Below are 23,145 nucleotides of genomic sequence, written 5' to 3' on the forward strand. Positions count from 1 at the left end.
AGATGAATCAGAATTTGCATTATGAGGTTATTGGGAAGCCTGTTCGTGGCACGATGATTTGTTTCCCTGGGAATAAAAAGACGCGCCCACATGGTTTAATTAAGCAAATTCAAGACGCTTTCAGTGCGCAATGGCGTGTGGTTATCTGCACAGATCTTGGTGTGGAGACTGACGAAACGGAATATTCACTTTACGACGCAGCTACAGATTTCGTGACGCAGATTGAACGAGAAACACCAGGGATTGGGGTGGTACTTCTCGGGATAAATCGCGGGGCGCGGATTGCGTTGAAAGTTGCGCAGCGAGTACCGCAAATCGTGAATGGTGCTGCTGTGATTGGACGGTTAATTGAGAAGCCGGGCGTAATCAAAAAACTGGTAAAAAAGATGCCGACAGATTTGCCACAGCTGTGGGTGCCGTCCCTTGCCGACGGCGGTACTTTTGAAAAAGTACAAGAATTTTTGAATCTTGCTTGCCCAGAGTTTCCGGCAGCAAATCCGTGGATTGATCCTGCACTTGCGGAAATGTTGAAGGTAAATGTGCCCAATCTAAATCCGACGGTTCAAGAACAGCGTGAAAACGGTGAGCGTTTGCATCCGCCATTCCCAATGCCGCAAGGATTTACAGTACGCAACCTAACGGTGAATGTAGCTAATCCGCAGGTGCCAGAAGCTCTGGGTGAAATACCTACCCGTGTGATTGTGCGTGAGTCTATTGGGGCAAATGCTAGTGATGCTACTGATCGTGTGCTTGATGGTAGTGCAAATACTGTGCCGCAGGCAGTATTGTTTTTGATCCACGGCGGTGGATATGTGGCGGGTGCGGCAAGATTTGAAGATGATCGCGCATTAGATATGATGCAGGATTTCCATGCTTTTCTTGGGGTGGAGCATCCAGAATTACACTTAACAAAATTTGATAATCCAGAAATTTCCGTCGTAATTCCAGATTATCGTTTAGCTCCCGAATTTCCGCACCCAATCGGACGTGAAGATACGCTTTCCTCGTTGCGATGGGTTTTTGCACAGTATCCAGAAGTGCCAGTGCTGATTTATGGGGATTCAGCTGGGTCTGGAATGGCATATCAGGTGCTTTCGCAGCTTTCGCACGCAGAGCTTGCACGGATTGCTGGTGTGATCGCGTTAGAGCCATGTTTGGATCCGCAGTTAGCTACAGTTTCTTCATTTAACTATGCTTGGGGTCCAACGTGGAATCGGGGAGTCGCTGCTGCCGCATGGGATTATTACCGTCAGGGAAATGCTCCCGTATACGAAATATACCCGCCGATTGGCGGCGAACTTGATCCAGCATTTCCGCCAGTGCTGGTAATAGTTAATCCTGCAGATACGTTGCGTGACGAGGGTACTGCTTGGGCATATCGGCTGATGGATGCGGGCGTAAAAGTGCAGCTGGTGACGATTCCTGGCACTTATCATGGATCGTTGGCAGGTGTGGGCACAAAGACTTGGGAGCTAGTAAAGCGCGCAATGCGCCCATTTGTGGCTGAATGTTTGGCAGAATTTAAGTTTCTGGGCTGATTCCAGATTTGGCTGAGAGATCCACATTTTTTGCGCAATCATTATTTGCGTGTACATAATGTTTTTATGAGTTTACGTACGTATACCTGTGATAAATCCAAACTTGTGATTGATACGCTTGGCGGGCGTGTGCATTCTTTCCAGACGGCTGCGGGGGAATTCCTTTTCCAATCTGCGCTCAGTGCAGATCATTCGGGGATTCCTTTGTGTGCTCCTTGGTTTGGAAAAGGTCAGATTGGCTCCGTGCATCCGCGCACTCACGGGCTGGTAAAGCACGCTGAGTGGGAGATCGTTTCTGAGCGTGTTACTGCTGCTGAGATTGAACTTGAGTTAGCTTTAGCTGCTTCTGCTGTGGCTGAACTGCCGGGGTTTGCTGGTTATGAGGGTTTAGCTTATCGCTTGTTTGTAACAGCTGGTCAGACGCTGAAGCTTCGCCTAGAGTTTATAGCTACGCAAGAAGTGAGTGTGGATGCAGCTTTCCATACCTATTTTTCCGTGCCGCTGCCGGCTGAAGTGCAAATCGCGCAAGCTACTCAGCGTGATTATGTAGCCGGTACTGAAGGACGGTTTGCGGGAGTGTTTCCCGTAGCTGGTACGCGTGATTCAGTATTTCTTGACGGTGGTAGTGAGCCAATTTTGCTGCGCGGGGGCGACCGGGTATTTACGATTACTTCATCTGCTCCTGATGTGGTGGTGTGGAATCCAGGGCGCAATGATGAACGGATTGCACCTGGTGAATGGCAGCAATTCGTGTGCGTAGAAACTGGTGCGGTGCAAGATCATGCATTGAATTTGTGTGCTGGTGAGACGGCAGAGATCAGTGTGGAAATTGCGCTCGCGGTGAAAGAGTGATCGAGAGCTTGGAGAAAGCGAATGATCTGTTTGGTTGAAGTATGCAGAAATTTCGCGAAAAATGCTTATCTCTCGGGCGGAGGCGTGGCAAGCTAGATATTTTCTAGCGTGTGAAGTGCAGAGTGTGCTTCATTGCCGAACTCTTGCAGCTTCGCTTGGTTGATCCGAGTGAATAGCGGTTTGTAATGGAGTTTTATTGCGTTTCGATATGCGGTAACGTCTCCGTCTTGTGCAGAGTTAAGGATTAGACGGTGTGCAAGTGCGGTATCAATTTCTTGCTGCTTGGTCGCGGCTGGTAAATGGAATGCGGCAGCGCGGTGAACCGCCCAGAAAGATGAGATTACCTGCCGAGTAACATCATTGTCTACTAGCGCTAAAATTCCGTCATGAAAAGCGAAATCATTTCGGGAAAAGTCTTCCTCTCGTTCAGCTTTTTCGAGCATTTCTTCAACTAATGCCTCTAAACCGGCTTGTTCGGTTCCGTCTAGGCGTGCACACACTGTCTCTGCAAGCCCAAGTTCGAGGTAATAGCGGGTTTGTACCATTTCCGGCAGCCGCAGTCGATTGTGTTTTGCAACTACTCCCGCACGGAACGAGAGCGCCTCAACTAAAGGGGAGAGTGACATTTTGCCGACGAATGTGCCATTTCCATGCTGAACTTCAACAATGTCTAAGGCTTCGAGACGCTTGATTCCTTCGCGTAAAGATGAACGTGAAATGCCGAGTGCTTCACATAATCTAGCTTCTGATGGAAGTGAGTCGCCAGTTTGTAATTGGTGGGAAAGGATGAATTCCTTTATTAAATCAGAAGCTGAATGTAAGCGCGATTGCTCGGTGCCCGTCGTTCTGTCTCGGGTTCGCATGTTCATTTGGCTGCCTTATTTTCTGTTGTGCTGCAGAGTTTTATGTATTTATCTGAATTCTGATTATTGCACAGTGATATAACAATCTAGCTCAATTGTATTGAAATTGGAAAGTTTATTTCTATTCAAAGTGCGGTAATTATTTATTAAAAATTAATCTTGGCATATGCTGCACTTCCCGCGCCGCGTATGTATGAAATTAACTGTCTACGCAGTGGATGCAGAGAAGTCTGCTGTGTGCAGCAGAAATTCAGAACTCCTCACCGTAGAGATGTAGGATGACTCTACTGCTTAAATTGCTTCCGGGATGTAATTTTGAAGCTGAAAATAGCTTTATTTAACACGTATAAATGACGTATAAGAAGAAAATTTCAAAACTTTTCAAAAAACGCTTGACGCATATTATGCCGTAGAGATACGATGTCTGATAACTCGTAAAGAGTTCAGATAAGAGAAGTGTTCCTACGTCGGAGCGCTGATGTCAACGGTGACAAACCGCTTAAGTGCTAAGCGGCAAATCTGAAAGGTTTAATCATGTCTATTCGGAGCAACAAAGTACTGGTCGCGTTAAGTGCGGCTGCAATTTCACTTTCTCTTGCAGCGTGCGGGGGAAAATCGGCATCAAATGAACAATCTTTGCCTGCGGAAGGGCAGGAGCTATCTGGCGAAATTACAATGTGGTCATCATTTACTCAAGGTCCGCGTGCCGAGTGGATGCGGCATATGGCTGATAAATTTATGGAAAAAAATCCAAAAACGAAAGTGAAAATCGAAGAGTTCTCTTGGGATGAATTTAATACCAAGTGGACTACTGGTTTGAACGCCGGGCAAGTTCCTGACATTGCCACGGCTCAGCCAAACCAAGTAATCGATATGCTGAACGCTGAAGCAATTGTTCCGCTAGATGATGTAATTGAGCGTGTTGGCAAGGAACGTTTTAATGCGCCGACCCTAAAAGAGGGTGAACAAAGCGGAAGCCATTACTCTGTGCCGATTTATTCTCACGCTCAAGTAATGTGGTATCGGAAAGATATTCTCGATCAATACGGAATTGAAGTTCCAAAGACTTGGGAAGAGCTTGCAGCTGCTTGCGCCAAAATCGGGAAGTCTGAGAATTTGTATCCACTTTCGGTTCCGATGGGTGCAAACGATATGCTGGCAACCCGATACATTAATTTTTACCTTCGTTCCAAGGGTGAAACCTTACTGAATGAAGACGGCAGTGCTAACGTTACCTCTCCTGCAGCTATTGAAGCGATTAATTACTGGGCGGATATGTATCGGAAATATTCTCCGGAAGGGTCGATAAACTATAAGATTCTTGATCACGCAAAGCTTTTCTATCAAGGAAAGACGGTATTTGATTTCAACTCTGGTTTCCAGATCAGCGGTACTTTAGCAGATCGTCCTGACTTGGATGGAAAGATAGCAGCTGCGCCAATGCCGCGTGCCGCTGCAGGCGATCCGGAAATTTATCCGAGCGAAGTTTCAAATATTGCAATGGTTGTATGGCAGGCATCGAAACATCAGGATGTGGCGAAAGCATTCTTAGCTAGCCTTTATGAAAAGGATGAGTATATTAAGTTCCTTCATGCTGTACCAGGAGGTATGCTTCCAAGCCTGCAGGATATTAATAAAGATCCAGCCTATAACGATAACGAAACTATGCGTAAGTATCAGGATTCAATTGATGTAATTGCGAAACAAGTAGCAGTTGGATCAGCGATTGGCATGGAAAACGGACCAAAAGTACAGGCAGGAGTCTTAATTTCGCAAGGCGTAATTGAGCGGATGCTTCAATCTATAGTCCTAGACGGTAAAGACGTTGAGAAAGCTGCCAAAGAAGCAGAAAACAAGTACAACGAACTCTTCAAAGCTGCTGGTGCAGTAATTAAGTGAAAACAGTTTCCAGAGGGGCGGAAAGATCAGAAAGATGACGGTGGAAGTTGGACTTCCTTAGGGTGAATCACTGGGGGCGGGATTTCTGCCCAAGATTGATCCATTCAAGGAAATTCCTCTCCAAAGTCGAACTTCCCGCCGCCGGGCATCCGCCCCTCTTGGTAATCCTCATAGGAGTACTTTAATGCTGAAAAACAGACGAAAAATAACCGGATTATTGTTTGTTGCGCCAGCAATACTTTTAGTTGTTTTGCTGCTGATCTATCCTGTGCTTTCTTCGATATTCTTTTCGTTTACGAATAAAAATTTAATCCGGCAAAGCTGGGATTTTGTGTTATTTGATAATTTTACGCTTCTTCTGACCTCGCCAGAATACTGGGCATCATTTTTTACATCGATTAAGTGGACTTTATTCTCTATCGTAGGTCAGCTTTTGATTGGATTAATTCTTGCTTTGGCATTGAATTCGATTCGGCGTTTTGCTGGTTTGTATCGCACTTTGCTGATTGTGCCTTGGGCTTTTCCGCCGATTATTTTGGCTTTCGCGTGGAAATGGATTTTTAACGACGTTTATGGGTTTTTACCTTCATTGCTGACGGTGCTGGGAATTACTGAAACTAATGCTGCGCCGTTAGCTGATCCGCAGTTGGCGTTTTGGGTAGTATTGGGAATCAATATTTGGTTCGGTGCGCCGTTGTTTATGGTAAATATCCTTTCGGCATTGAAAACTATTCCGCAAGAACAGTATGAGGCTGCCCGCGTCGATGGGGCAACTGGGATTCAGCAGTTTTTATTCATTACGGTAAACCACATTCGGGAAGTTATCGGCTTGCTTGTGATTCTGCGGACGATTTGGGTCTTCAATAATTTCGATATGTTATATCTGCTCACTGGCGGTGGTCCTGGAAATATGACCACTACATTACCTATTTATGCATATCAAACAGGGTGGAATCTACGTTTATTGGGAAGTGCTTCGGCAATTACTGTCTTGCTGTTGATCTTCCTGCTAATTGTTACTGGGCTGTGTTTCAAACTGCTAAGTAAATGGGAAAAGGAGCGTGAATGATATGGCAGATAAAGCTACTAAAGTTGGGGTGAAGCCAGTTTGGACTTGGCTGACTTACATATTTTTGACAATATTTGCTGTGATTGCAGTATTCCCACTGTTTTGGATTATGCTTTCTTCGGTCAAAAGCTCTGGAGAGCTTGCGGCAAATCCGCTTAGTTTTTTCCCTGAACAATTCACTTGGGAACATTACAAAACTGTGATTTATGATCTTGGATTTCTTACTAATATGAAGAATTCTTTGATTATTTCCTTTTCCTCCACTGTGATCACAATTGTTGTTTCGTTATTCGGTGCTTACGGTATTGTGCGATTTTTCCCGAAAGTGGGCAAGCATCTGACGAGATTGCTGATTACCACGTATATGTTTCCGCCGATTCTGTTAGCTGTTCCTTATACGATTACGATGGTTTCACTTGGTCTGATTAATAGTTATGTCGGACTTGTGATTGCGTATCTTTCTTTCTCTATTCCTTACGCAATTTGGATGTTGATTGGCTTTTTCCAAACTGTGCCAGTGGAGATTGAAGAAGCTGCCGCAATGGACGGGTTGGGCCCTTTTAACATATTTTTCCGAATCGCGTGTCCGTTGATTTTACCAGGGATTGTTGCAACTGCCGTTTATACATTTATTAATACATTTAATGAGTTTTTGTATGCCTTGTTGTTTATTAATTCAAGCGATCGGATGCCGGTGGCGGTTGCACTTTATTCACTGACCGGATCGGAAGTGTTGAATTGGGGAGCAATGATGGCAGCTTCGGCTTTGGTGATTATCCCGTCAGTGCTGTTCTTTATGCTGATTCAAAAATATATCGCAGCTGGATTATCTGAAGGATCGATTAAATAAGCTGTGGAAAGAGTTGAAAATGACAATTGAAATTATGAAGATTGATTCCGATTTGTGTAATTCGAGCAAGTTTGCACTTACTGCTGACTTTCGAGCAAGCGCAGATGGGCAATTACTGCGTGCAGTAGCTGGCAATACGCCTTTGTGGGTACTGGAACTGCGCGGCGGAAGTCCTTATATTTATGGCGGTACAGTGCAGGAAATTCGTTTAGATATTGAAGATGCAGTTGCCTTGACTGACGGAACCTGGCATTCTATCGCGATTATGTGTGGAGCGTACGGGAGTAAGATTTTTATCGACGGTTATCAGTGTTTTTCTGGTACTGCTTCCCTCGCATTTGGAGAAATGCTGATGAACTCTGCTGCGGATGCAGATGTACAGCTGCAGATTGAAAAGAGTGCTGGGATTTCTGTAGAAAATCTTGAATTATTTGGGGAAGAGCTTGCGGTAGAGGAAATTATTGCACGTGCTTTGCCACCACAGTCACTAATTGATTTTGCTGCTACGGAATTGTCTGCATACGATGCGTGTTTGTTGAAGAAATACCGCAGTGGCTCAGTTTTTTTGCGTTATCGTGTGCGCGGGCCAGGGCAGGAGGGGCCGATTTTAGCTGCTTCCGGTGGCGGGAAACAACAATTGCAGTTGGTGCTTAGTGATGCTGGTTTGGAGTATTCGGTTCTGGTTTCCAATGGGCAGAGGCGTCAATTCTTTGCTGCTGGTAAGTGGAATGATGGTGAGTGGCATGATGTGGTTTTGCGAGTTGCTCGCGGTGCTGTAGATATTTATGTTGACGGATATCAGGAAGCGCATATTCCAGGACAAACATTTTTTGCCGATGTGGATTCGCTTGATTCGGTGATTATCGGGCAAGATTTTTCAGGGTGGAAATTGTTCGGTGAAGTAAGAAATGCGTCGATCTATGATTTTCCTTTGACCGATGGGCAAATTCAGCGTCTTTCTGGCGTGAAACCACTTTCTACGCAATGTTTATTCGACTACGGATATCATGGTGCGGCTTCGTACCGGATTCCTTCGCTGTTGATGACACAAAATGGCGTGCTGATTGCGGGGGCTGATCAGCGGGAAGTAAATCCGAATGATGCTCCAAATTCTATCAATTTCACGATCAGGCGCTCGCTTGATGGCGGGAAAAGCTGGAAAGATTTAGAAACCATTTTGCAGTATCCAGGAGAGGGGATTACGGGAGCTTCGGTAATTGATTCTTGTCTTGTGCAAGATCGTGATACTGGGAGGATATTCGTTTTTATTGACCAGTATCCGGGCGGAGTTGGGCAGCCGAATGGTGGGCTCGGCAAAGGGGTGACTGATCAGGGTGAATATTTGCTAAAGGACAATAATGGTCAGGATTTTATCTGGAAAGCTGACGGGTCTGTGACGACTCTTGAAGGAGAAACTACCGAATATCAGATTTCAGCTAATGGTGATGTGTTTTCAGGTGGCGAAGCGCGAGGAAATGTTTTTCTTTGCAACGGTGAAGATCCCCAGCAAAGTTTACTAATTCACCGCACGTCTTTTCTGATCTATACATATTCTGATGATGACGGTGAAACGTGGGCGCCGCCAATCAATATTAATCATCTGGTGAAAGAAGAGTGGATGGCGTTTTTGGGGACTTCGCCAGGTAGCGGGATTCAAATTCGTCACGGGAAGTATCAGGGGCGGCTAGTCATTCCAGTTTATTTCAATACAAAGCACCAGCAGTCATTTTCATCTGCAGTAATCTATTCCGATGATCATGGGCTCACTTGGCATCGTGGAAAGTCTCCGAATGATAATCGGATATTTGATGGTGAGGTGCTGCAGGTGCAGGAGTTTAACAATAGATTAGCTGCTACACATGAGTCTACGATTGTAGAACGTGCAGATGGGTCGATACTGGTAATGCTGCGAAATCAAGATCCACATCGGTTGGTTGAGTATGCGGTTAGTACTGACGGAGGAGAATCTTGGGGGGAGATTAGTTTTGCTCAGGGTGTGCCAGAAATATTTTGTCAGCCGCATATGATTGCGATTCCTAGTAAAAGATATCCGGATCGTGTTTTGTTTGCGAATGCTGCGCAGCTACTTCCTTATCGAGGGCGAGGTGTGCTTCGTATTTCGCTTGATGGCGGTGAGAGCTGGAGTATTTCGCGGACTTTCAACCCCTATCATTACGTTTATCAGTGTTTGACGCGGATTGATGAAAATCGGGTTGGTTTGCTGTGGGAACGTGAGACGCAGGGGCTTTACTATACTGAAATTCCATTATCTTGGTTTGGAGAAACTGATTTTGTTTCCGAGCTGGATCATGCACTTGCTTAATTGCATGATTCGCCTTTGCTTGAGAATGTGGCTGTAGTAAATCTGGGATTTTGGTGATTTAGAGATGCGGTGTGTCTGATTATCATTTTTGTGCTCTTTTTATGAACCGCATTTTCGTAGTGTGCTGCACCTTGCTGTTAATTGCAGGTGCAGCACACTATTAGGTGTTGTTCTGAAATTTTTTATAACATCAGCTAAAAGGTACTGAAAAATTTTCTGATGTTAATTTGATATTTTAGTGCTCTGTTTTCTTTATTCTTCACGCTGGAATGACATCGTTGCTGCATAAGTGTTTTCAGACGGCCAACGGCTGGTGATTACCTTTGTGTTGGTGTAGAAGTTCACGCCTTCTGGGCCGTGAATATGGTGATCGCCAAGTAATGATTCTTTCCAGCCGCCAAATGAATAGTATGCAACTGGTGTTGGGATTGGTACGTTTACTCCAACCATGCCTGCTGCAACATCGAGTTGGAAGCGGCGAGCCATCCCGCCGTCATTTGTGAAAATTGCCGAACCATTGCCGAAGGGCTGCGCATTTACGATCTCGATTGCTTCTTCGTAACTGGCTACTTCCATGATGGTGAGTACCGGGCCGAAAGTTTCTTCAGCGTAAATATCCATCTCGAAAGTAACGTCAGTAAGGATTGTTGGACCAATGAAGTGACCGTCTTCATACCCTGGGACTTTAATATCGCGACCGTCGAGGATCACTTTTGCGCCGGCTGCTTCAGCTGCATCAATTTGTTTGATAATGCGTGCTTTCGCTTTTGCGTTGATCACTGGCCCCATCTGCACGCCCTGATCCAGCCCCATCCCGACGTGAATTTTTTCAGCGTAAGATTTTACTTTTGCTGCCAGAGCTTCGCCGATCCCGCCTACTGCAACTACTGCTGGTAATGCCATACAGCGTTCGCCAGCTGCGCCGAAAGCAGCTGCAGAAATATGCTGGGCAGCAAAGTCGAGATCAGTATCTGGCAGCACTATTGCATGATTATTTGCTCCGCCGAGTGCTTGTACGCGTTTGCCGTGTGCGATGCCGGTGCGCTGAATGATGTGTGCTACTGGTGTGGATCCGACGAAAGAAATTGCATTGATTCTGGGATGTTCAAGGATGTTCGTGACGAGATTTCGTCCACCGGAAACAACATTGAATAATCCGTCAGGCAAACCGGCTTCCTGGTAAAGACGGGCGATAATCAGGGAAGCGGTAGGGGTGCTGGATGCTGGCTTGAGGATGAATGCGTTTCCGGTGGCGAGTGCGATCGGGTGCATCCACATTGGTACCATTACTGGGAAATTGAATGGGCAGATGCCGGCGACTATACCGATTGGCTGGCGGATCGTGTGTACGTCCACTCCGTGTGATACGTCAAATGAGTATTCGCCTTTCAGTGCGGTATTGATATTGCAGGCGAAATCGAGAGTTTCGCGCCCGCGTTGAATTTCGCCGATTGCGTCAGAATAATCTTTGCCGTGTTCTTCCACGATTGCGTGGGCAATTTCGTCCTGATTTGCGAGTACTAGCTCGCGCATTTTGAACATGATCGCGGTGCGTTTGGCGAGAGAGGTGTTTGCCCATTCCTTTTGTGCTTTTTCGGCGATTGTTACCGCGTGATCAAGATCGGCTGCTGAGGCGACGGCGAGTTTTTTGGTTACCCTGCCTAAGGCTGGGTTTTCTACGTCTTTATATGATTCGGGATTGCCCTGATATTCTTTGCCGTTGATCCATTGGTAGATTGTTTCCATCAGAACTCCTTTGTTACTGGTCTGGCGATGTGTATGGGGATAGTTACAGCCGATGGAGAATGAAAGATTGCGGATGCATAAAATCTCCACGTTTCGACATTACAAATATAACATAAAATATTGTAAATGTTAGAACAATTGGACGTTTGTCCCATAATGTGTTTTGTGTGGATCTGGACGGTAGCTGAAAATGCTGCATCTCCTACGATAAACAAGGTCCGTCATTGATTGCGAAGCACATTCAATGACGGACCTTTTGCGGGAGAAAAATAGCTTTATGAAAACGGATCAGAAATAATGCCGTTGCGGGGCAATTCCCTGCTGATATTCGGCATACGCCTTTTGCGTAGACTCAATCCGGGAAACTTGCGATACGGGCACATCCCAATACGAAGACGATGGCGGGTTTGGGCCGTAAAGATCGGTTTCAATGAAAATCATCACGGCTTTGTCCATCTTGGTCGCTTGCCGGTAGGCTTCCTTAAATTCTGCAATCGTCTTTACTTTCAGCACCGTCAAACCCCAAGATTCTGCATTTTTTGCAATATCCACCGGCACTAATTCACCCTCTTGGTGATGCGCATTTCCGCCACCCATACGATAACGGGTGCCAAAACGCTGCGACCCACGCGATTCAGAAAGCGCCCCAATCGAAGCGAAGCCATGATTTTCAAGCAACACGTATATTACTTTCAAACCTTCCTGGCAGACGGTGGCGAGTTCCATTGGGAGCATTTGATAAGTCCCATCACCTACAATCGCCACGACTTCCGAATCTGGAAGTGCAATTTTTACCCCCATTCCCGCCGGGATCTCGTAGCCCATTGTAGAGAAAGCGTACTCGACGTGATATTGCACGGGAGTTTTCGCTTGCCACAATGCCTGCAAATCTCCTGGCATTGAACCAGCAGCATTAATCAATACATCATTTTCACCCATGAGTTCATTCAATGCGCCAAATACTTCGATTTGCGCTGGAAGCGGCCCGTGCCCGAGATGATACAGCTGCGCAACTTTTGCCAGCCAGGCTTCGCGTTCTGCCGCTACTTTCTGGGCGTATTCAGCTGATACGTGGTAATCGGAAAGCATCTCAGTGAGCGCAATGAGCGCTTCACGAGCATCAGCTACCACCATTTTCGCGCCATTCTTAACTGCATCAAATGGTTTAATATTGATGTTAATAAACTTCACGTCTTTATTCTTAAACTGTGTACGTGAAGCCGTAGTGAAATCTGAATAGCGAGTACCGATACCAATTACCAAATCGGCTGCATCAGCAAGATGGTTTGCGCTATCTCCGCCGGTGGAGCCAACTCCGCCGACAGATTGCGGATGATCGCAGTTGATTGCGCCCTTTCCAGCTTGCGTATCGGAAACCGGAATTCCCGTCACTTGGGCAAAATCCCGCAACTCCTTTGCGGCTTTTGCATAAATCACGCCGCCACCAGCAATTACGAGCGGCTTTTTCGCTTCGCGAATCATTTGCGCTGCTTGCTTCAGCTGAGATACCTCTGCTGGCGGGCGGCGAATATGCCATACCCGTTTATTGAAAGCTTCCGCTGGGAAATCGTATGCCTCTGCTTGCACATCCTGTGGCATCGCAATGGTGACGGCACCAGTATCGGCAGGATCTGTAAGTGCGCGCATTGCCTGCATTAATGACGGAAGCAATTGCTCTGGTCGGTTGATTCGATCAAAAAATACGGACACCGGACGGAATGCGTCATTTACTGAAGTATCCAAGGTTTGTGCATTTTCGATTTGCTGCAATACTGGATCTGGTTTTCGGTTGGCAAATTGATCTGCAGGAAAAAGCAGTACGGGAAGGCGGTTTGTGGTGGCAAGTGCTGCACCCGTCACCATATTCAGTGCGCCTGGACCAATCGAAGAAGTGCAGAGGAAAGTCTGTGTGCGATTCTTAGCTTTCGCAAATGCTGCAGCTGCGTTTACCATGCCTTGTTCGTTGCGCGGCATATAATAGGGCATCACGCCACCATCAGGAGTGGGGTCAATTTCATTTTGCAATAATGCTTGACCGATGCCAGCCACATTTCCGTGTCCGAAAATACCGAAAGCGCCAGCAATTAGGCGTTCTTCTACGCCGTCGGACTCCGAATATTGATTGATTAGGAAGCGGATTGCTGCTTGCGCAACTGTTAAACGGATAGTTTTCATAGGTTCTCCTTGGTTAGCGGCATGAAGGGGAGGCGCGGATCAATTTCTTCATTTTCCCAAGATTGGCGTTGCCAGGTATGAGCTGGATCGTCTCTCATCATCCAGCTAGCATCTTCGGCAGGCCCAGCCATTACGTTGAGATAATACATATCGTGCCCAGGAGCTGCGACGGAGGGGCCATGGTAGCCATGCGGCACCACTACGGTATCGCCTGATCGCACTTCGGTGCAGACGTCAATTTCTTTCCCTGGTGAAGAATAAACGCGTTGCAAACCAAACCCGGCAGTGGCTGCTTGTGGGCCACCGTTGCGCAATTCGTAGTAATAAATTTCTTCAAGGATGCGCTCATTTTCAGAATGTGCATCATGCTTATGTGGCGGATATGAAGACCAGTTTCCGCCAGGTGTGAGTACTTCTGTAACGAGCAGATGGGATGTCTCGACGGTATTACCCAGTGCGTAATTATTTACCTGCCGTGAGCAGCTGCCGGTGCCACGAATTCCGGAATTGACCTCACTGGCTGGGCAATACCGGACTGGTAAATCTTTTGTCGATTTTGCTCCAGGTAATGCGAATCTGCCGGCTTTGGTTGCGGTGAGCGTGATCTTTTTGCCGCGTGGGAGATAGATATAATCACTGACGGAAGTGAATACACTCTCGCGTCCGTCGAGGGAATATACCGTACCGTCTACCGCGACTATTGCGCTTCCGCATAGTGGCAGTACGAGAATTTCTGCTGCACCTGTATCGAAGTTTAATGCTTCGCCTGCCGCAAGCTTTGCGATCCGCAAGCTGGAAAATTCCCAACCGGCATCTTTTGCGGTGATCTGTGTATCGAATTGTTTTTGTGCGGTACTTCCAGCTGGGAAGAAATATTTTTCATTATCGTTCATAATAACTCCACTGCGTTATCTACTGCTGCTTCGATGTTCCCGTCTGGCGGGAAGAGGAGTGATCTGCCGATCACAAGGCCACATACATTTGGGAGCTGCATTGCTTTTGCCCATCCGTTTAATGCTGCTTCGGGGTCTTTGGGTACTTCCCCGCCAAGAATCAGAGCGGGAAGGGTCGTGCTGCTCATAACTCTTTCCATTTCAGCGACGCATGGAAGCTTCAGCCAGGTATAAGCGCTGCTTGCTCCGAGAGCTGATGCGATCGTAATTGATTTAATTACTGCATCAGGGGTGAGGTCATTGATTAGCTGCCCGTTTTCCCAGCGGGAGATGAAAGGCTCAATCATCGCAATTTTCTGTTCCGCGTGCAGCTCGTTGATGATATTTGCGGTTGCGTGGAGTGTGCGGGGAGTGTTTGGATCGCTGAAGCAGATCCGAGTGAGTGTTTTCCCGCCGGCGAGATTTGCTTTCTTGATCATTTCTGGGGTGTAGCAGCCGAAGCGGTCATCGATTTCAAATGTTGCTCCTTGCAGACCAGTACGGTTCATTGATCCGAATACGAGTTTGCCTTCGAGCGCTCCGGCAAGGGTGAGATCTTCAATCAAATCAGCTGTGCCGAGGAAGCCGTTAACACCGGGGCGCGAGAGTGCGCGGATGCAACGTTCGAGCAGTTCCTGCCGGTTCGCCATAGCCATTGGATCTGCGCCCGCACCGAGCGCTCCGCGTGCTGGATGGTCGCAGGCGATGATCATTAGTTTGCTTCCGTCTGCCGGGATTTTTCCGGGAGTGCGGTTTGCTAATGCGGCTTTGATCTGTTCAGGGTGGCGAAAGCGGATTTCTGCGTAGTTGACCATCAGCGTGCCTCAACTTTCGGGGTTGTTTCCGGGTGGTTTTCCATGAGTGCAAATACTTCTGCTTCAGTTGGCATTGCTGTTGAGCATTCGAGCCGTGAGCAGACGATTGCTCCAGCGGTGGAAGCAAAGTGGATTGCTTTGGGAATCTCCCAGCCGGAAATCAGGGCGTGGCATAATGCTCCGCCGAATGAATCGCCAGCACCGAGACCGTTGAGTGTGGCGACTTTCGTTACGGGGACTTCAATTCGTGCTTCACGTGTTTTGGCAAGCGTGCCCTTTGGGCCTTGCTTTACGATTGCGAGTTTTACACCACGTTCTAAGAGCGCATCTGCGGCGCGGTCTGGATCGGTTTCGCCAACGGCGATTCGGCATTCTTCTTTATTTCCTACGGCTACATTTACGTATTCGAGGAGTCCGCCGATTTCTCGGGTGGCAGTTTCTTCGTGATCCCAAAACATCGGGCGATAATCAAGATCAGCAATCGTCCAGCCGGGTTGGTTTTGACGCATTTTGAGAGCTTCCCAATGTGTGGATCGGGATGGTTCTGTTGAAAGTCCAGTGCCGGAAATGAGGAATACTTTTGCATTTTTTACTGCGGCTGCAGGTAAATCTTGGATATTTAGCTGCAGATCGGGGGCAGATGGTTCTCGGTAGAAGTAAAGTGGGAAAGAATCTGGTGGGAAGATTTCACAGAATGTGACGGGTGTTTTATATGCTTTGTTGATTACTACGTATGCATTAGACACCCCAAGACGCTGCATTTCATTTCGGACAAACTTTCCGAAAGGATCATCGCCTACGCCAGTAATGGTGGCACAAGTATGCCCCATTTTGGCTGCTGCGACTGCTACGTTAGTAGGTGAACCGCCAAGAAATTTTCCGAATGTTTCTACTGCTTCGAGATTTACGCCGGCTTGTAGCGGATAGATATCTACGCCTGAGCGTCCCATTGTGATTACTTCTGGATATTGTGTTTTACGCACCATTGCGCACTTCCTTTCGTACAAAAGTATGTTCTCGTATCAAGTAGGCATTTGTCAACTATTTGAGAGTATTTGTTAGTTACAAATATTTTATTACGGGTGGGTATTTGTGAAGTAAGCAATGTTTAATTGCTGATTTTTTGGTGTGCCAACGCTGAATTGCTGTAAGTAGAGTAGTATTCATAGGTAAGTTCAATATTTTAAATTTAAATATTGAGCCATGTGATTATCATGTGAGGGAATTTATCGTGGCAGAGAAAAATATCGCAACAGACGTTCCATACATATTGGAAGTTTCTTTGGATCGCAATTCTGTAGTACCGCTCTATCAACAAATTCTTGAGCCGATTTCGCAACTGATTAAAAATGGTACGCTGCAACCGAATCAGCTTCTCGAAGATGAGATTTCGATGGCAAATCGGTTAAATATTTCCCGTCCGACGGCACGGCGGGCACTGCAGGAGCTTGTTGATTCTGGTTTGCTTGTACGGCGGCGCGGTGTGGGGACGCGCGTCACTCCTTCGCATATTCATCGCCGGTTGGCACTTACTTCACTCAATGACGATTTGATCAAAGCGGGGCACGCTACGCGTACAGAGGTATTGAAATATGAAATTCATCTGGCGACAGCGGAGGAAGTCGAGTTTTTGCATTGTGAGCAGGACGAAGAATTGGTGACAATCCAGCGACTGCGCTGGATCGACGAGCAACCGCTGGCCTTGCTGAATAATATCGTGCCAAGCCGTGTGGCGCCGAGTCTTACTGAGCTTTCACAGTATGGGCTCTATGAATCTTTTGGGAGGCATAATATTTTCCCCATTTCTGCGATCCAAACGCTGGGTGCGAAGAATGCCTCGAAAGTGGAGGCTGAGATTTTGCAAATGGAGCCGAACGCTGCGCTATTTACGATGCAACGGACGGTTTATGATGCTGACGGAAAAGTGATTGAGCATGGAAATCATTTGTATGATGCGCAGCAATATAAGATGACATTTCCACTTGTATCACCGATGAAATGATAATTCTGAAAGTGTGATTGCGCCGATTCGTACACATTTTTGCAGTTTTTGCGGGTTTTTCTGCATTGTGAGCATTTTTGAAGCATTACAAATATCTAACAAATAGTTAAATTGTTCTTGACATATCATTTTCATGTTAGTACTCTTTATCTCACACGGGATGCACCAACGAAGGTGGCCGTGAGTGAACTCAATTTGCGTGAATTTTCGCAATAGTTTGAGGAGTAGCCAAAAAATGAATGAAAATGTATATGTTCCTGGCCCTTTGCTAACTGCGGCTAAGAAATTTGAGACAGCTCTCTGGAATGATTCGTCAGATCTGGAAGAACTTCGTCAATCAATTTCCTATGGTGCTGTCGGGGCTACCTGCAATCCGGTAATTGCATATACCACGATTGCAAAACGTCCAGAAATCTGGGCAGATCGGATTCGGAATATTGCAATTGCGCATCCAACCTGGAGTGAATCTGAGATTGGCTGGCAAGCCGTGGAAGATATGTCTGTTGAAGCAGCGAAGCTTTTAGCAGATATTTTCGACAAGACAAATGGGCATGACGGGCGTTTGTCAGTACAAACAGATCCGCGGCTCCATCGGAACGCAGCCGCATTGGCAGATCAAGCCGAAGAATTCCACAATCTCGCAAAAAATATTATTGTCAAAATTCCTGCCACAAAGACTGGAATTGAAGCGATTGAAATAGCTACTGAGCGCGGAGTTTCAGTGAATGTGACGGTTTCAATTTCGGTCGCGCAAGCAGTGGAAGCTGCGGCAGCGATTCAGCGCGGGCTTGAAAAGCGGGAAGCTGCCGGATTTGATACTTCGCAGATGAGTCCAGTAGTGACGATTATGGTTGGTCGTCTTGATGATTGGTTAAAGAATGTCGTCAAACGCGATAAGATCTTCGTCGATGCATCAGCTCTCGAATGGGCTGGTATCGCTGCGGTAAAGCGGGCATACAAGATTTTTAACGAGCGTGGTTATCGGGCGCGCGTGCTTGTAGCAGCATTCCGTAATGTGTATCAATGGAGTGAATTTCAAGGCGGAAATATTGTGGTTTCTCCGCCGTTTGCATGGCAGCAAATTATTCATAATTCAGATTATGAGCCAGTTGCACGAATGAGCGTGGAAGTTGACCCGCATTATATCGAGCAGTTACGGCGAATCCCAGATTTCAACCGGGCATACGAAGTTGACGGGATGAGTATCGAAGAGTTTGAAGGTTTTGGCCCAACTGCACGTACTTTACGGCAATTCCTCGCAGCGGATAACGATCTCGATGTACTCATTCGCGATATTTTAATTCCAGCGCAATAAGTTCCATTAATCACCCTTAAAAGATAAAAAATCCCCACAAAGATGTAGGAGAAATTCCATGATTCGTATTGGTTTAGTAGGTGCAGGTCGGATTGCGAATGTACACGCACGGACAATTGACGCACATCCAAACGCTCAGCTCGTACTAGTAGCAGACCCCTACGAGCAAGCAGTAAAGCAGCTTGCTGAGAAATATCAGGCACGCTATTCGCTCGATCCTAATGATGTATTTACTGACGATGAAGTAGATGCGGTAATTATCTGTTCACCCACCCCACTCCACGTGGAACACATTTTACAAGCAGCAAAAGCCGGAAAACCTGCACTATGTGAAAAGCCAGTGGCGATGGAAACGGCAGCAGTAGAAAAGCTGGTGGCAGAGCTTTCTGGAATTGAGCATACTACGATGCTCGGATTTAATCGTCGCTTTGATCCAACTTTTGCGCGCATGCACAAGATGGTTGAAGACGGCGTAGTAGGCAAAGTCGAGCAGGTGACGATTATTTCACGTGATCCTGCTGCTCCGCCGAAAGAATATATTGCTGTTTCCGGCGGTATTTTCAAAGATATGACGATTCACGATTTTGACACTGCCCGTTTCTTCCTCGGGGATATCACTTCTGTGTATGCCATCGGGCAGAATCTCGATCCGGAACTGAAAGATACGGGAGATTTTGATGGTGCCGTCATTACTTTGACCAATGCCACAGGCGCTACTGCCACAATTACTAATTCACGGCATTGCACTTCGGGCTATGATCAGCGGCTGGAAATCTTTGGTGATCAGGCGACGATTAACGCCGATAATATTCGTGCAAACCAAGTTCGCATCTCGAATGGTGAATTTACGGATGCAAAAGATGTATATCTTGATTTCTTCCTGGAGCGTTATGAAGCAGCTTATGCGGTAGAGCTGAATGAATTCTTTGCGGCAATTTCCGAAAATCGGAAACCAGCTACTTCAATCGAAGACGGTGCGAAGGCGCTGCGGATTGCAGAAGCTGCCGAGGAGTCTGCCCGTACCGGCAAGGTCGTATATCTCTAAATAAAAATTGTAAATAAACAAAATAAAACCAAGTATCAAAAAGAGCGAAAATCAAAGGAGACTTTCGATGAAAATTGCAGGTGCACCGATCAGTTGGGGTGTTTGTGAAGTGCCAGATTGGGGATATCAACTTTCCCCTGAGCGGGTACTTACTGAGATGAAAGAAATGGGTTTGACGGCTACTGAGTTTGGGCCGCAGGGCTGGCTGCCGCAGGAGCCGCAGGCGCGTGCAGCAGCAGTTTCTGGATATGGGCTTGCACCAGTGGGGGCGTTTTTCCTGGCAATCATGCATGATCCGGCTGTGGATCCAATTCCGGCAGTGCAGGCTGAGCTGGACGCTTTTGCAGTTGCTGGTGGGACGAATCTGATTTTGGCTGCTGATTCAGGGCGTGACGGATATGATTCGCGCCCAGTTCTCGATGAGGCTGGTTGGGAGATGTTATTTACTAACTTGTCACGGATTACGGAAGTAGCTGCTGCACGCGGAGTGACGGCATCACTGCATCCGCATTGGGGGACGATGGTGCAAAATGTGGACGAAGTTGAGCGCGTTTTGGATCACTCTTCCGTCGGTTTATGCCTTGATACCGGGCATCTGGCTTGTGGCGGCGCTGATGTGGTGGCGCTTGTGAAGAAGTATGCTGATCGTGTAAAGATCGTGCACGCGAAGGATATTCACAAGGAGCTGACGGATCAGCTGCTTCCCGGCACGATTACCTGGGGGCAGGGTGTGAAAGCGGGGATGTTCGCGCCAATCGGTGAAGGCGATATTGATTTCGCTGCGATTGTTGCAGAACTCGATCGGGTCGGGTTTGACGGCTACTACGTGTTAGAGCAGGATATTATGATCGATGGCGAACCGGCGCCGGGTGAAGGGCCGATCATTGATGCGAAGAAGTCGTTTGCAGCATTGAGGGCGCTTGCGAAATAAGATTTCGCATCTTTCTCTTGCGTAGGCAGTAGGGCAAAGTAGATTCTCAGAAAATTGGTGGTTTGTCAGCAGTGATGCTGGCAAAGCACCAATTTTTATTGGCGGTGCAAATTCGGTGTGAAGTGGATTTTCAATTTCCGTGCCTAGTTCGCATGTGGATTAATGAGAAATTTTATTGATATGTGAATCTGATCTGTATAAATGCAATTAAAAGAGGTGTGAAAGGTAGCATATTCTCCGGATTTTATTATGTTTATAAAGAAGTAAAGAGATTTTTTATGTTGTCTGAAATTAGATATTTGCGCAGCTATTAATGGGAAATTGGGCTCCATGAGTCACGAAAATAGCGGTTTACCGGACGTTATAACAAAGTTTAGACGTGATATGACATATAGTCTGAAAACTTGAGCAAATGTGAATGACAAACTAAAGTAAGTGGCGAAAACGAGAAAAGTGAGAGAAAAGAAAATAATGGCACTTACTGCTGAAATGAATCATGTAAAGAAAACTCGTATGCGTGTAAATCATACTGGCACTACTTTTCGTTTTGTGTTAGTTGATCGCACTTCTGCCTTGATGGCTGATCATCACGAAGCGCAACTGAAAATTACGCCAGCTATTTTTGTGCTGGGCATGTTTTTTGCACTTGCAATAATTGGTGTGATTGCACAAGTTCCCGTAATCGCATTTGCTGCTGGTGTCTGCGCCGCGGTGACGGCATCGCTCTTCGCCTTCCTGAGCCTTTATGTGTATTTGCATCAGGAAATGTAATTAATACGTAATGCAAATGGGATGATTTCAGATGTACTCCGAAATCATCCCATTTTCATATCTGCAAATTCCTACTTGGAATATTTTTCTTCCAGATAGATCTCGATTTCTTCAAGTGACTTATTGGAAGTTTCTGGCATAATCTTCCACAAGATCACGGCGATAATCAGATTAAGTACGCCATAGATGCTGTAGGTGATTCCGCCGCCAAGCGTATTCATCATTGTTGGGAAAGTCCAGGTAATCGTGGCGTTTACAATCCACATGCAGAATATTGCAGTGCCATTCATGACGCCGCGTGCTGATGCTGGGAACATTTCACCAAGCATTGTCCATACCACGGTGCCGTTCGAAGACTGTACTACCAGCATGAATACTGACATCAAAGCAAGGATTACATATGCTGCCCAGATTGGTGGAATCTCTCCAGCATGCATATATGGGGCGATCATAAAGTGGAAAAGACCTGCAATTGTAAGTAGGATTACGCCGACTAATGAAACGTCCCAAATTAGAATTTGGCGGCGCGTAAATTTTGTCATCAGCACTAAACCAAATGCGGCACCGATTACTGACATAACACCGTTAGCTACTTGCGCGCTGATTGCCGCAGAAGTACCCATTCCGGCGTAGCCGAGTACCTTTGGTGCGTAATACATTACCGTATTTACACCAGTGGTTTGATTTACGATTGCTAAGAAGATTCCCACTAGCAGGAGCTTACGCAGCCAAGGAGTGTTCCATACTTCTCGTAATCCTCTTGTCTGGCTCGATTTTTCGAGATCGCTCTTTCGCTTTTCCACCATTTCGGAGAGTTCGTCAGTGATTGCAGAGTTTGAAACGCCCTCACGCACAGTTTTGAGTGCGCCAATTGCGCCGTAAATTTCAGCACGCAGTACATACCAGCGAGAAGATTCGGGCATCAGATGCATGCCAATCCAGAGCAGTATCGCCGGGATGGAGCAAAGCACAATCATCCAACGCCAAGCAGCACCGTTGCCTGATCCGTCTTGGATTGCTAATTGTGTTGCGAAATCACGGATGACATTCATATCCGTGGAATGAATCGATTGCTCAATTGTGTGTTGTAATGTATCCCAAGTATATGATCCGGGAGCAATTTTCCCGCTTGGATCTGAAAGGACGGTAAGTTGTGGACCGCCATGCATCGCGTTGATCCCAGCATTCATTGCGAATGCGAGAAGCTGCCCAGTGACAATCATTAACTGATCGAGGGCGACGATCGTGCCACGAATTTGTTTTGGTGCAGTTTCAGCGAGGTAAACCGGCACGGTTGCGGAAGCGCCACCGACGGCGATACCAAGAATCAACCGGAACGGATACATGACCCAGACATTTGGGGCGAATGTATTTCCAATTGCGCCAATAAAGAAGAGGATCGCAAGCATGATAATGTTGTGGCGGCGTCCATAGCGATCGGAAAGGCGGCCTCCAAACAATGCGCCAAATGCTGCGCCGAGAGTGAGGATGCCGCCGATTGCGCCTTCTTCGCCAGCGGTTAAGCCCAATCCGCCGGCGCCTGCAGGCATGTGCATATAGGGTAATGCGCCTGAAATCACGCCTGTATCATAACCAAATAAAAGCGACCCGAGTGTGGCTACTCCAGCAATTGCAATAATTCCGCGGTGCTTTCCGGAAGCTGGAGTTTCTTCAACCATTGCGCCAAGTTGCGCTCTAGAGAGTCCTTGAACTGAGGTTTTGCATATTTTATCGTCCATCTAATCTCCTTTGATGATGGTTTAGCTTTTCGCTCATTGTTTTTTAGTGCGCAAAAAGCTGTTGATACGATTTTGAAAATCTGAGTATTTTGGTGTTTCCCGTTTCAGTCGAAACACCCTTGTCTCGGATATCTAAGATTGTAAGTTACAAATTTTAATTTGTCTATACAATACAAAAAATATTTATGACATTTTCTTTATTGTAAAATTTTGTCAAATTTATTTAATCGTAATCTTGCAGAGCTGATCATGTATAGCCATGCGGTAAGTCGTGCCGATG

The 23,145-nt window shown here is 46.6% G+C and carries 18 protein-coding genes; 11 read left to right on the forward strand and 7 right to left on the reverse strand.

The features are described from left to right. The first annotated feature begins 2 nt into the window (after nt 1–2). Both J2S36_RS06455 and J2S36_RS06460 read left to right on the forward strand, forming a co-directional pair. Complete coding sequence (locus J2S36_RS06455) at nt 3–1,538, forward strand: alpha/beta hydrolase fold domain-containing protein (RefSeq protein ID WP_309956686.1); 1,536 nt, start codon at nt 3–5, stop codon at nt 1,536–1,538. Between the two features lie 66 nt (nt 1,539–1,604). Continuing rightward, nucleotides 1,605–2,390 (forward strand): aldose epimerase family protein, encoded by a 786-nt coding sequence (locus J2S36_RS06460; protein ID WP_309956688.1) that lies wholly within the window; start codon nt 1,605–1,607, stop codon nt 2,388–2,390. A gap of 92 nt (nt 2,391–2,482) precedes the next feature. Here the strand turns inward: J2S36_RS06460 and J2S36_RS06465 are convergent, their stop codons facing one another. After that, nucleotides 2,483–3,259 (reverse strand): FadR/GntR family transcriptional regulator, encoded by a 777-nt coding sequence (locus J2S36_RS06465; protein ID WP_309956690.1) that lies wholly within the window; start codon nt 3,257–3,259, stop codon nt 2,483–2,485. A 528-nt stretch (nt 3,260–3,787) separates the two neighbouring features. Between J2S36_RS06465 and J2S36_RS06470 the strand changes: the two genes are divergently transcribed. From J2S36_RS06470 to J2S36_RS06485, 4 genes are all read left to right on the forward strand, one after another. Continuing rightward, nucleotides 3,788–5,152: an ABC transporter substrate-binding protein gene (locus tag J2S36_RS06470; protein ID WP_309956692.1), complete on the forward strand. Its 1,365-nt coding sequence runs from the start codon at nt 3,788–3,790 to the stop codon at nt 5,150–5,152. A gap of 433 nt (nt 5,153–5,585) precedes the next feature. Further along, the gene (locus J2S36_RS06475) at nt 5,586–6,221 is read left to right on the forward strand and encodes a carbohydrate ABC transporter permease (protein ID WP_309956693.1); all 636 of its coding nucleotides are present in this window, start codon (nt 5,586–5,588) and stop codon (nt 6,219–6,221) included. 1 nt (nt 6,222) lies between these two features. Beyond that, nucleotides 6,223–7,071, forward strand: a complete 849-nt coding sequence (locus J2S36_RS06480; protein ID WP_309956695.1) for a carbohydrate ABC transporter permease — start codon at nt 6,223–6,225, stop codon at nt 7,069–7,071. Nucleotides 7,072–7,090: 19 nt separating this feature from the next. Next, nucleotides 7,091–9,394, forward strand: a complete 2,304-nt coding sequence (locus J2S36_RS06485; protein WP_309956696.1) for a LamG-like jellyroll fold domain-containing protein — start codon at nt 7,091–7,093, stop codon at nt 9,392–9,394. A gap of 252 nt (nt 9,395–9,646) precedes the next feature. Here J2S36_RS06485 and J2S36_RS06490 read toward each other — a convergent pair whose 3' ends face one another. From J2S36_RS06490 to iolC, 5 genes are all read right to left on the reverse strand, one after another. After that, nucleotides 9,647–11,140: a CoA-acylating methylmalonate-semialdehyde dehydrogenase gene (locus tag J2S36_RS06490; RefSeq protein WP_309956698.1), complete on the reverse strand. Its 1,494-nt coding sequence runs from the start codon at nt 11,138–11,140 to the stop codon at nt 9,647–9,649. 288 nt (nt 11,141–11,428) lie between these two features. Beyond that, complete coding sequence (gene iolD / locus J2S36_RS06495) at nt 11,429–13,315, reverse strand: 3D-(3,5/4)-trihydroxycyclohexane-1,2-dione acylhydrolase (decyclizing) (protein WP_309956700.1); 1,887 nt, start codon at nt 13,313–13,315, stop codon at nt 11,429–11,431. Then, nucleotides 13,312–14,208, reverse strand: coding sequence for a 5-deoxy-glucuronate isomerase (gene iolB / locus J2S36_RS06500; RefSeq protein ID WP_309956701.1), 897 nt, complete (start codon nt 14,206–14,208; stop codon nt 13,312–13,314). The genes iolD and iolB overlap by 4 nt, the downstream gene beginning before the upstream one ends. Beyond that, a complete protein-coding gene (locus J2S36_RS06505) occupies nt 14,205–15,062 on the reverse strand; it encodes a Cgl0159 family (beta/alpha)8-fold protein (protein ID WP_309956703.1) in 858 nt (285 codons plus the stop codon). The genes iolB and J2S36_RS06505 overlap by 4 nt, the downstream gene beginning before the upstream one ends. Beyond that, a complete protein-coding gene (iolC, locus tag J2S36_RS06510) occupies nt 15,062–16,048 on the reverse strand; it encodes a 5-dehydro-2-deoxygluconokinase (protein ID WP_309956705.1) in 987 nt (328 codons plus the stop codon). The genes J2S36_RS06505 and iolC overlap by 1 nt, the downstream gene beginning before the upstream one ends. 245 nt (nt 16,049–16,293) lie before the next feature. Between iolC and J2S36_RS06515 the strand changes: the two genes are divergently transcribed. The 5 genes from J2S36_RS06515 to J2S36_RS06535 all read left to right on the forward strand — a co-directional run bounded on the left by J2S36_RS06515 (nt 16,294) and on the right by J2S36_RS06535 (nt 21,126). Continuing rightward, nucleotides 16,294–17,064, forward strand: coding sequence for a GntR family transcriptional regulator (locus J2S36_RS06515; RefSeq protein ID WP_309956707.1), 771 nt, complete (start codon nt 16,294–16,296; stop codon nt 17,062–17,064). Between the two features lie 235 nt (nt 17,065–17,299). After that, the gene (locus tag J2S36_RS06520) at nt 17,300–18,379 is read left to right on the forward strand and encodes a transaldolase family protein (protein WP_309956709.1); all 1,080 of its coding nucleotides are present in this window, start codon (nt 17,300–17,302) and stop codon (nt 18,377–18,379) included. 58 nt (nt 18,380–18,437) lie between these two features. Beyond that, nucleotides 18,438–19,424, forward strand: coding sequence for an inositol 2-dehydrogenase (gene iolG / locus J2S36_RS06525; protein WP_309956711.1), 987 nt, complete (start codon nt 18,438–18,440; stop codon nt 19,422–19,424). A 67-nt stretch (nt 19,425–19,491) separates the two neighbouring features. After that, a complete protein-coding gene (locus J2S36_RS06530; RefSeq protein ID WP_309956713.1) occupies nt 19,492–20,355 on the forward strand; it encodes a sugar phosphate isomerase/epimerase family protein in 864 nt (287 codons plus the stop codon). A gap of 471 nt (nt 20,356–20,826) precedes the next feature. After that, entirely contained in the window at nt 20,827–21,126 is a 300-nt protein-coding gene (locus tag J2S36_RS06535; protein WP_309956715.1) for a hypothetical protein, read from the forward strand. 71 nt (nt 21,127–21,197) lie between these two features. On the opposite strand, the gene J2S36_RS06540 is transcribed toward J2S36_RS06535, so the two are convergent. After that, complete coding sequence (locus J2S36_RS06540) at nt 21,198–22,865, reverse strand: MFS transporter (RefSeq protein WP_309956717.1); 1,668 nt, start codon at nt 22,863–22,865, stop codon at nt 21,198–21,200. Between the last annotated feature and the right edge of the window lie 280 nt (nt 22,866–23,145).

The organism is Arcanobacterium hippocoleae (assembly GCF_031456295.1).
GTDB lineage: Bacteria > Actinomycetota > Actinomycetes > Actinomycetales > Actinomycetaceae > Arcanobacterium_A > Arcanobacterium_A hippocoleae.

Excerpts from the sequence above, each read along its gene's own strand:
- J2S36_RS06455 (WP_309956686.1), top strand. The coding sequence starts at position 3 with ATGAATCAGAATTTGCATTATGAGGTTATTGGGAAGCCTGTTCGTGGC.
- J2S36_RS06460 (WP_309956688.1), top strand. The coding sequence starts at position 1,605 with ATGAGTTTACGTACGTATACCTGTGATAAATCCAAACTTGTGATTGAT.
- J2S36_RS06465 (WP_309956690.1), bottom strand. The coding sequence starts at position 3,259 with ATGAACATGCGAACCCGAGACAGAACGACGGGCACCGAGCAATCGCGC.
- J2S36_RS06470 (WP_309956692.1), top strand. The coding sequence starts at position 3,788 with ATGTCTATTCGGAGCAACAAAGTACTGGTCGCGTTAAGTGCGGCTGCA.
- J2S36_RS06480 (WP_309956695.1), top strand. The coding sequence starts at position 6,223 with ATGGCAGATAAAGCTACTAAAGTTGGGGTGAAGCCAGTTTGGACTTGG.
- J2S36_RS06485 (WP_309956696.1), top strand. The coding sequence starts at position 7,091 with ATGACAATTGAAATTATGAAGATTGATTCCGATTTGTGTAATTCGAGC.
- J2S36_RS06490 (WP_309956698.1), bottom strand. The coding sequence starts at position 11,140 with ATGGAAACAATCTACCAATGGATCAACGGCAAAGAATATCAGGGCAAT.
- iolD (WP_309956700.1), bottom strand. The coding sequence starts at position 13,315 with ATGAAAACTATCCGTTTAACAGTTGCGCAAGCAGCAATCCGCTTCCTA.
- iolB (WP_309956701.1), bottom strand. The coding sequence starts at position 14,208 with ATGAACGATAATGAAAAATATTTCTTCCCAGCTGGAAGTACCGCACAA.
- J2S36_RS06505 (WP_309956703.1), bottom strand. The coding sequence starts at position 15,062 with ATGGTCAACTACGCAGAAATCCGCTTTCGCCACCCTGAACAGATCAAA.
- iolC (WP_309956705.1), bottom strand. The coding sequence starts at position 16,048 with ATGGTGCGTAAAACACAATATCCAGAAGTAATCACAATGGGACGCTCA.
- J2S36_RS06520 (WP_309956709.1), top strand. The coding sequence starts at position 17,300 with ATGAATGAAAATGTATATGTTCCTGGCCCTTTGCTAACTGCGGCTAAG.
- iolG (WP_309956711.1), top strand. The coding sequence starts at position 18,438 with ATGATTCGTATTGGTTTAGTAGGTGCAGGTCGGATTGCGAATGTACAC.
- J2S36_RS06530 (WP_309956713.1), top strand. The coding sequence starts at position 19,492 with ATGAAAATTGCAGGTGCACCGATCAGTTGGGGTGTTTGTGAAGTGCCA.
- J2S36_RS06535 (WP_309956715.1), top strand. The coding sequence starts at position 20,827 with ATGGCACTTACTGCTGAAATGAATCATGTAAAGAAAACTCGTATGCGT.
- J2S36_RS06540 (WP_309956717.1), bottom strand. The coding sequence starts at position 22,865 with ATGGACGATAAAATATGCAAAACCTCAGTTCAAGGACTCTCTAGAGCG.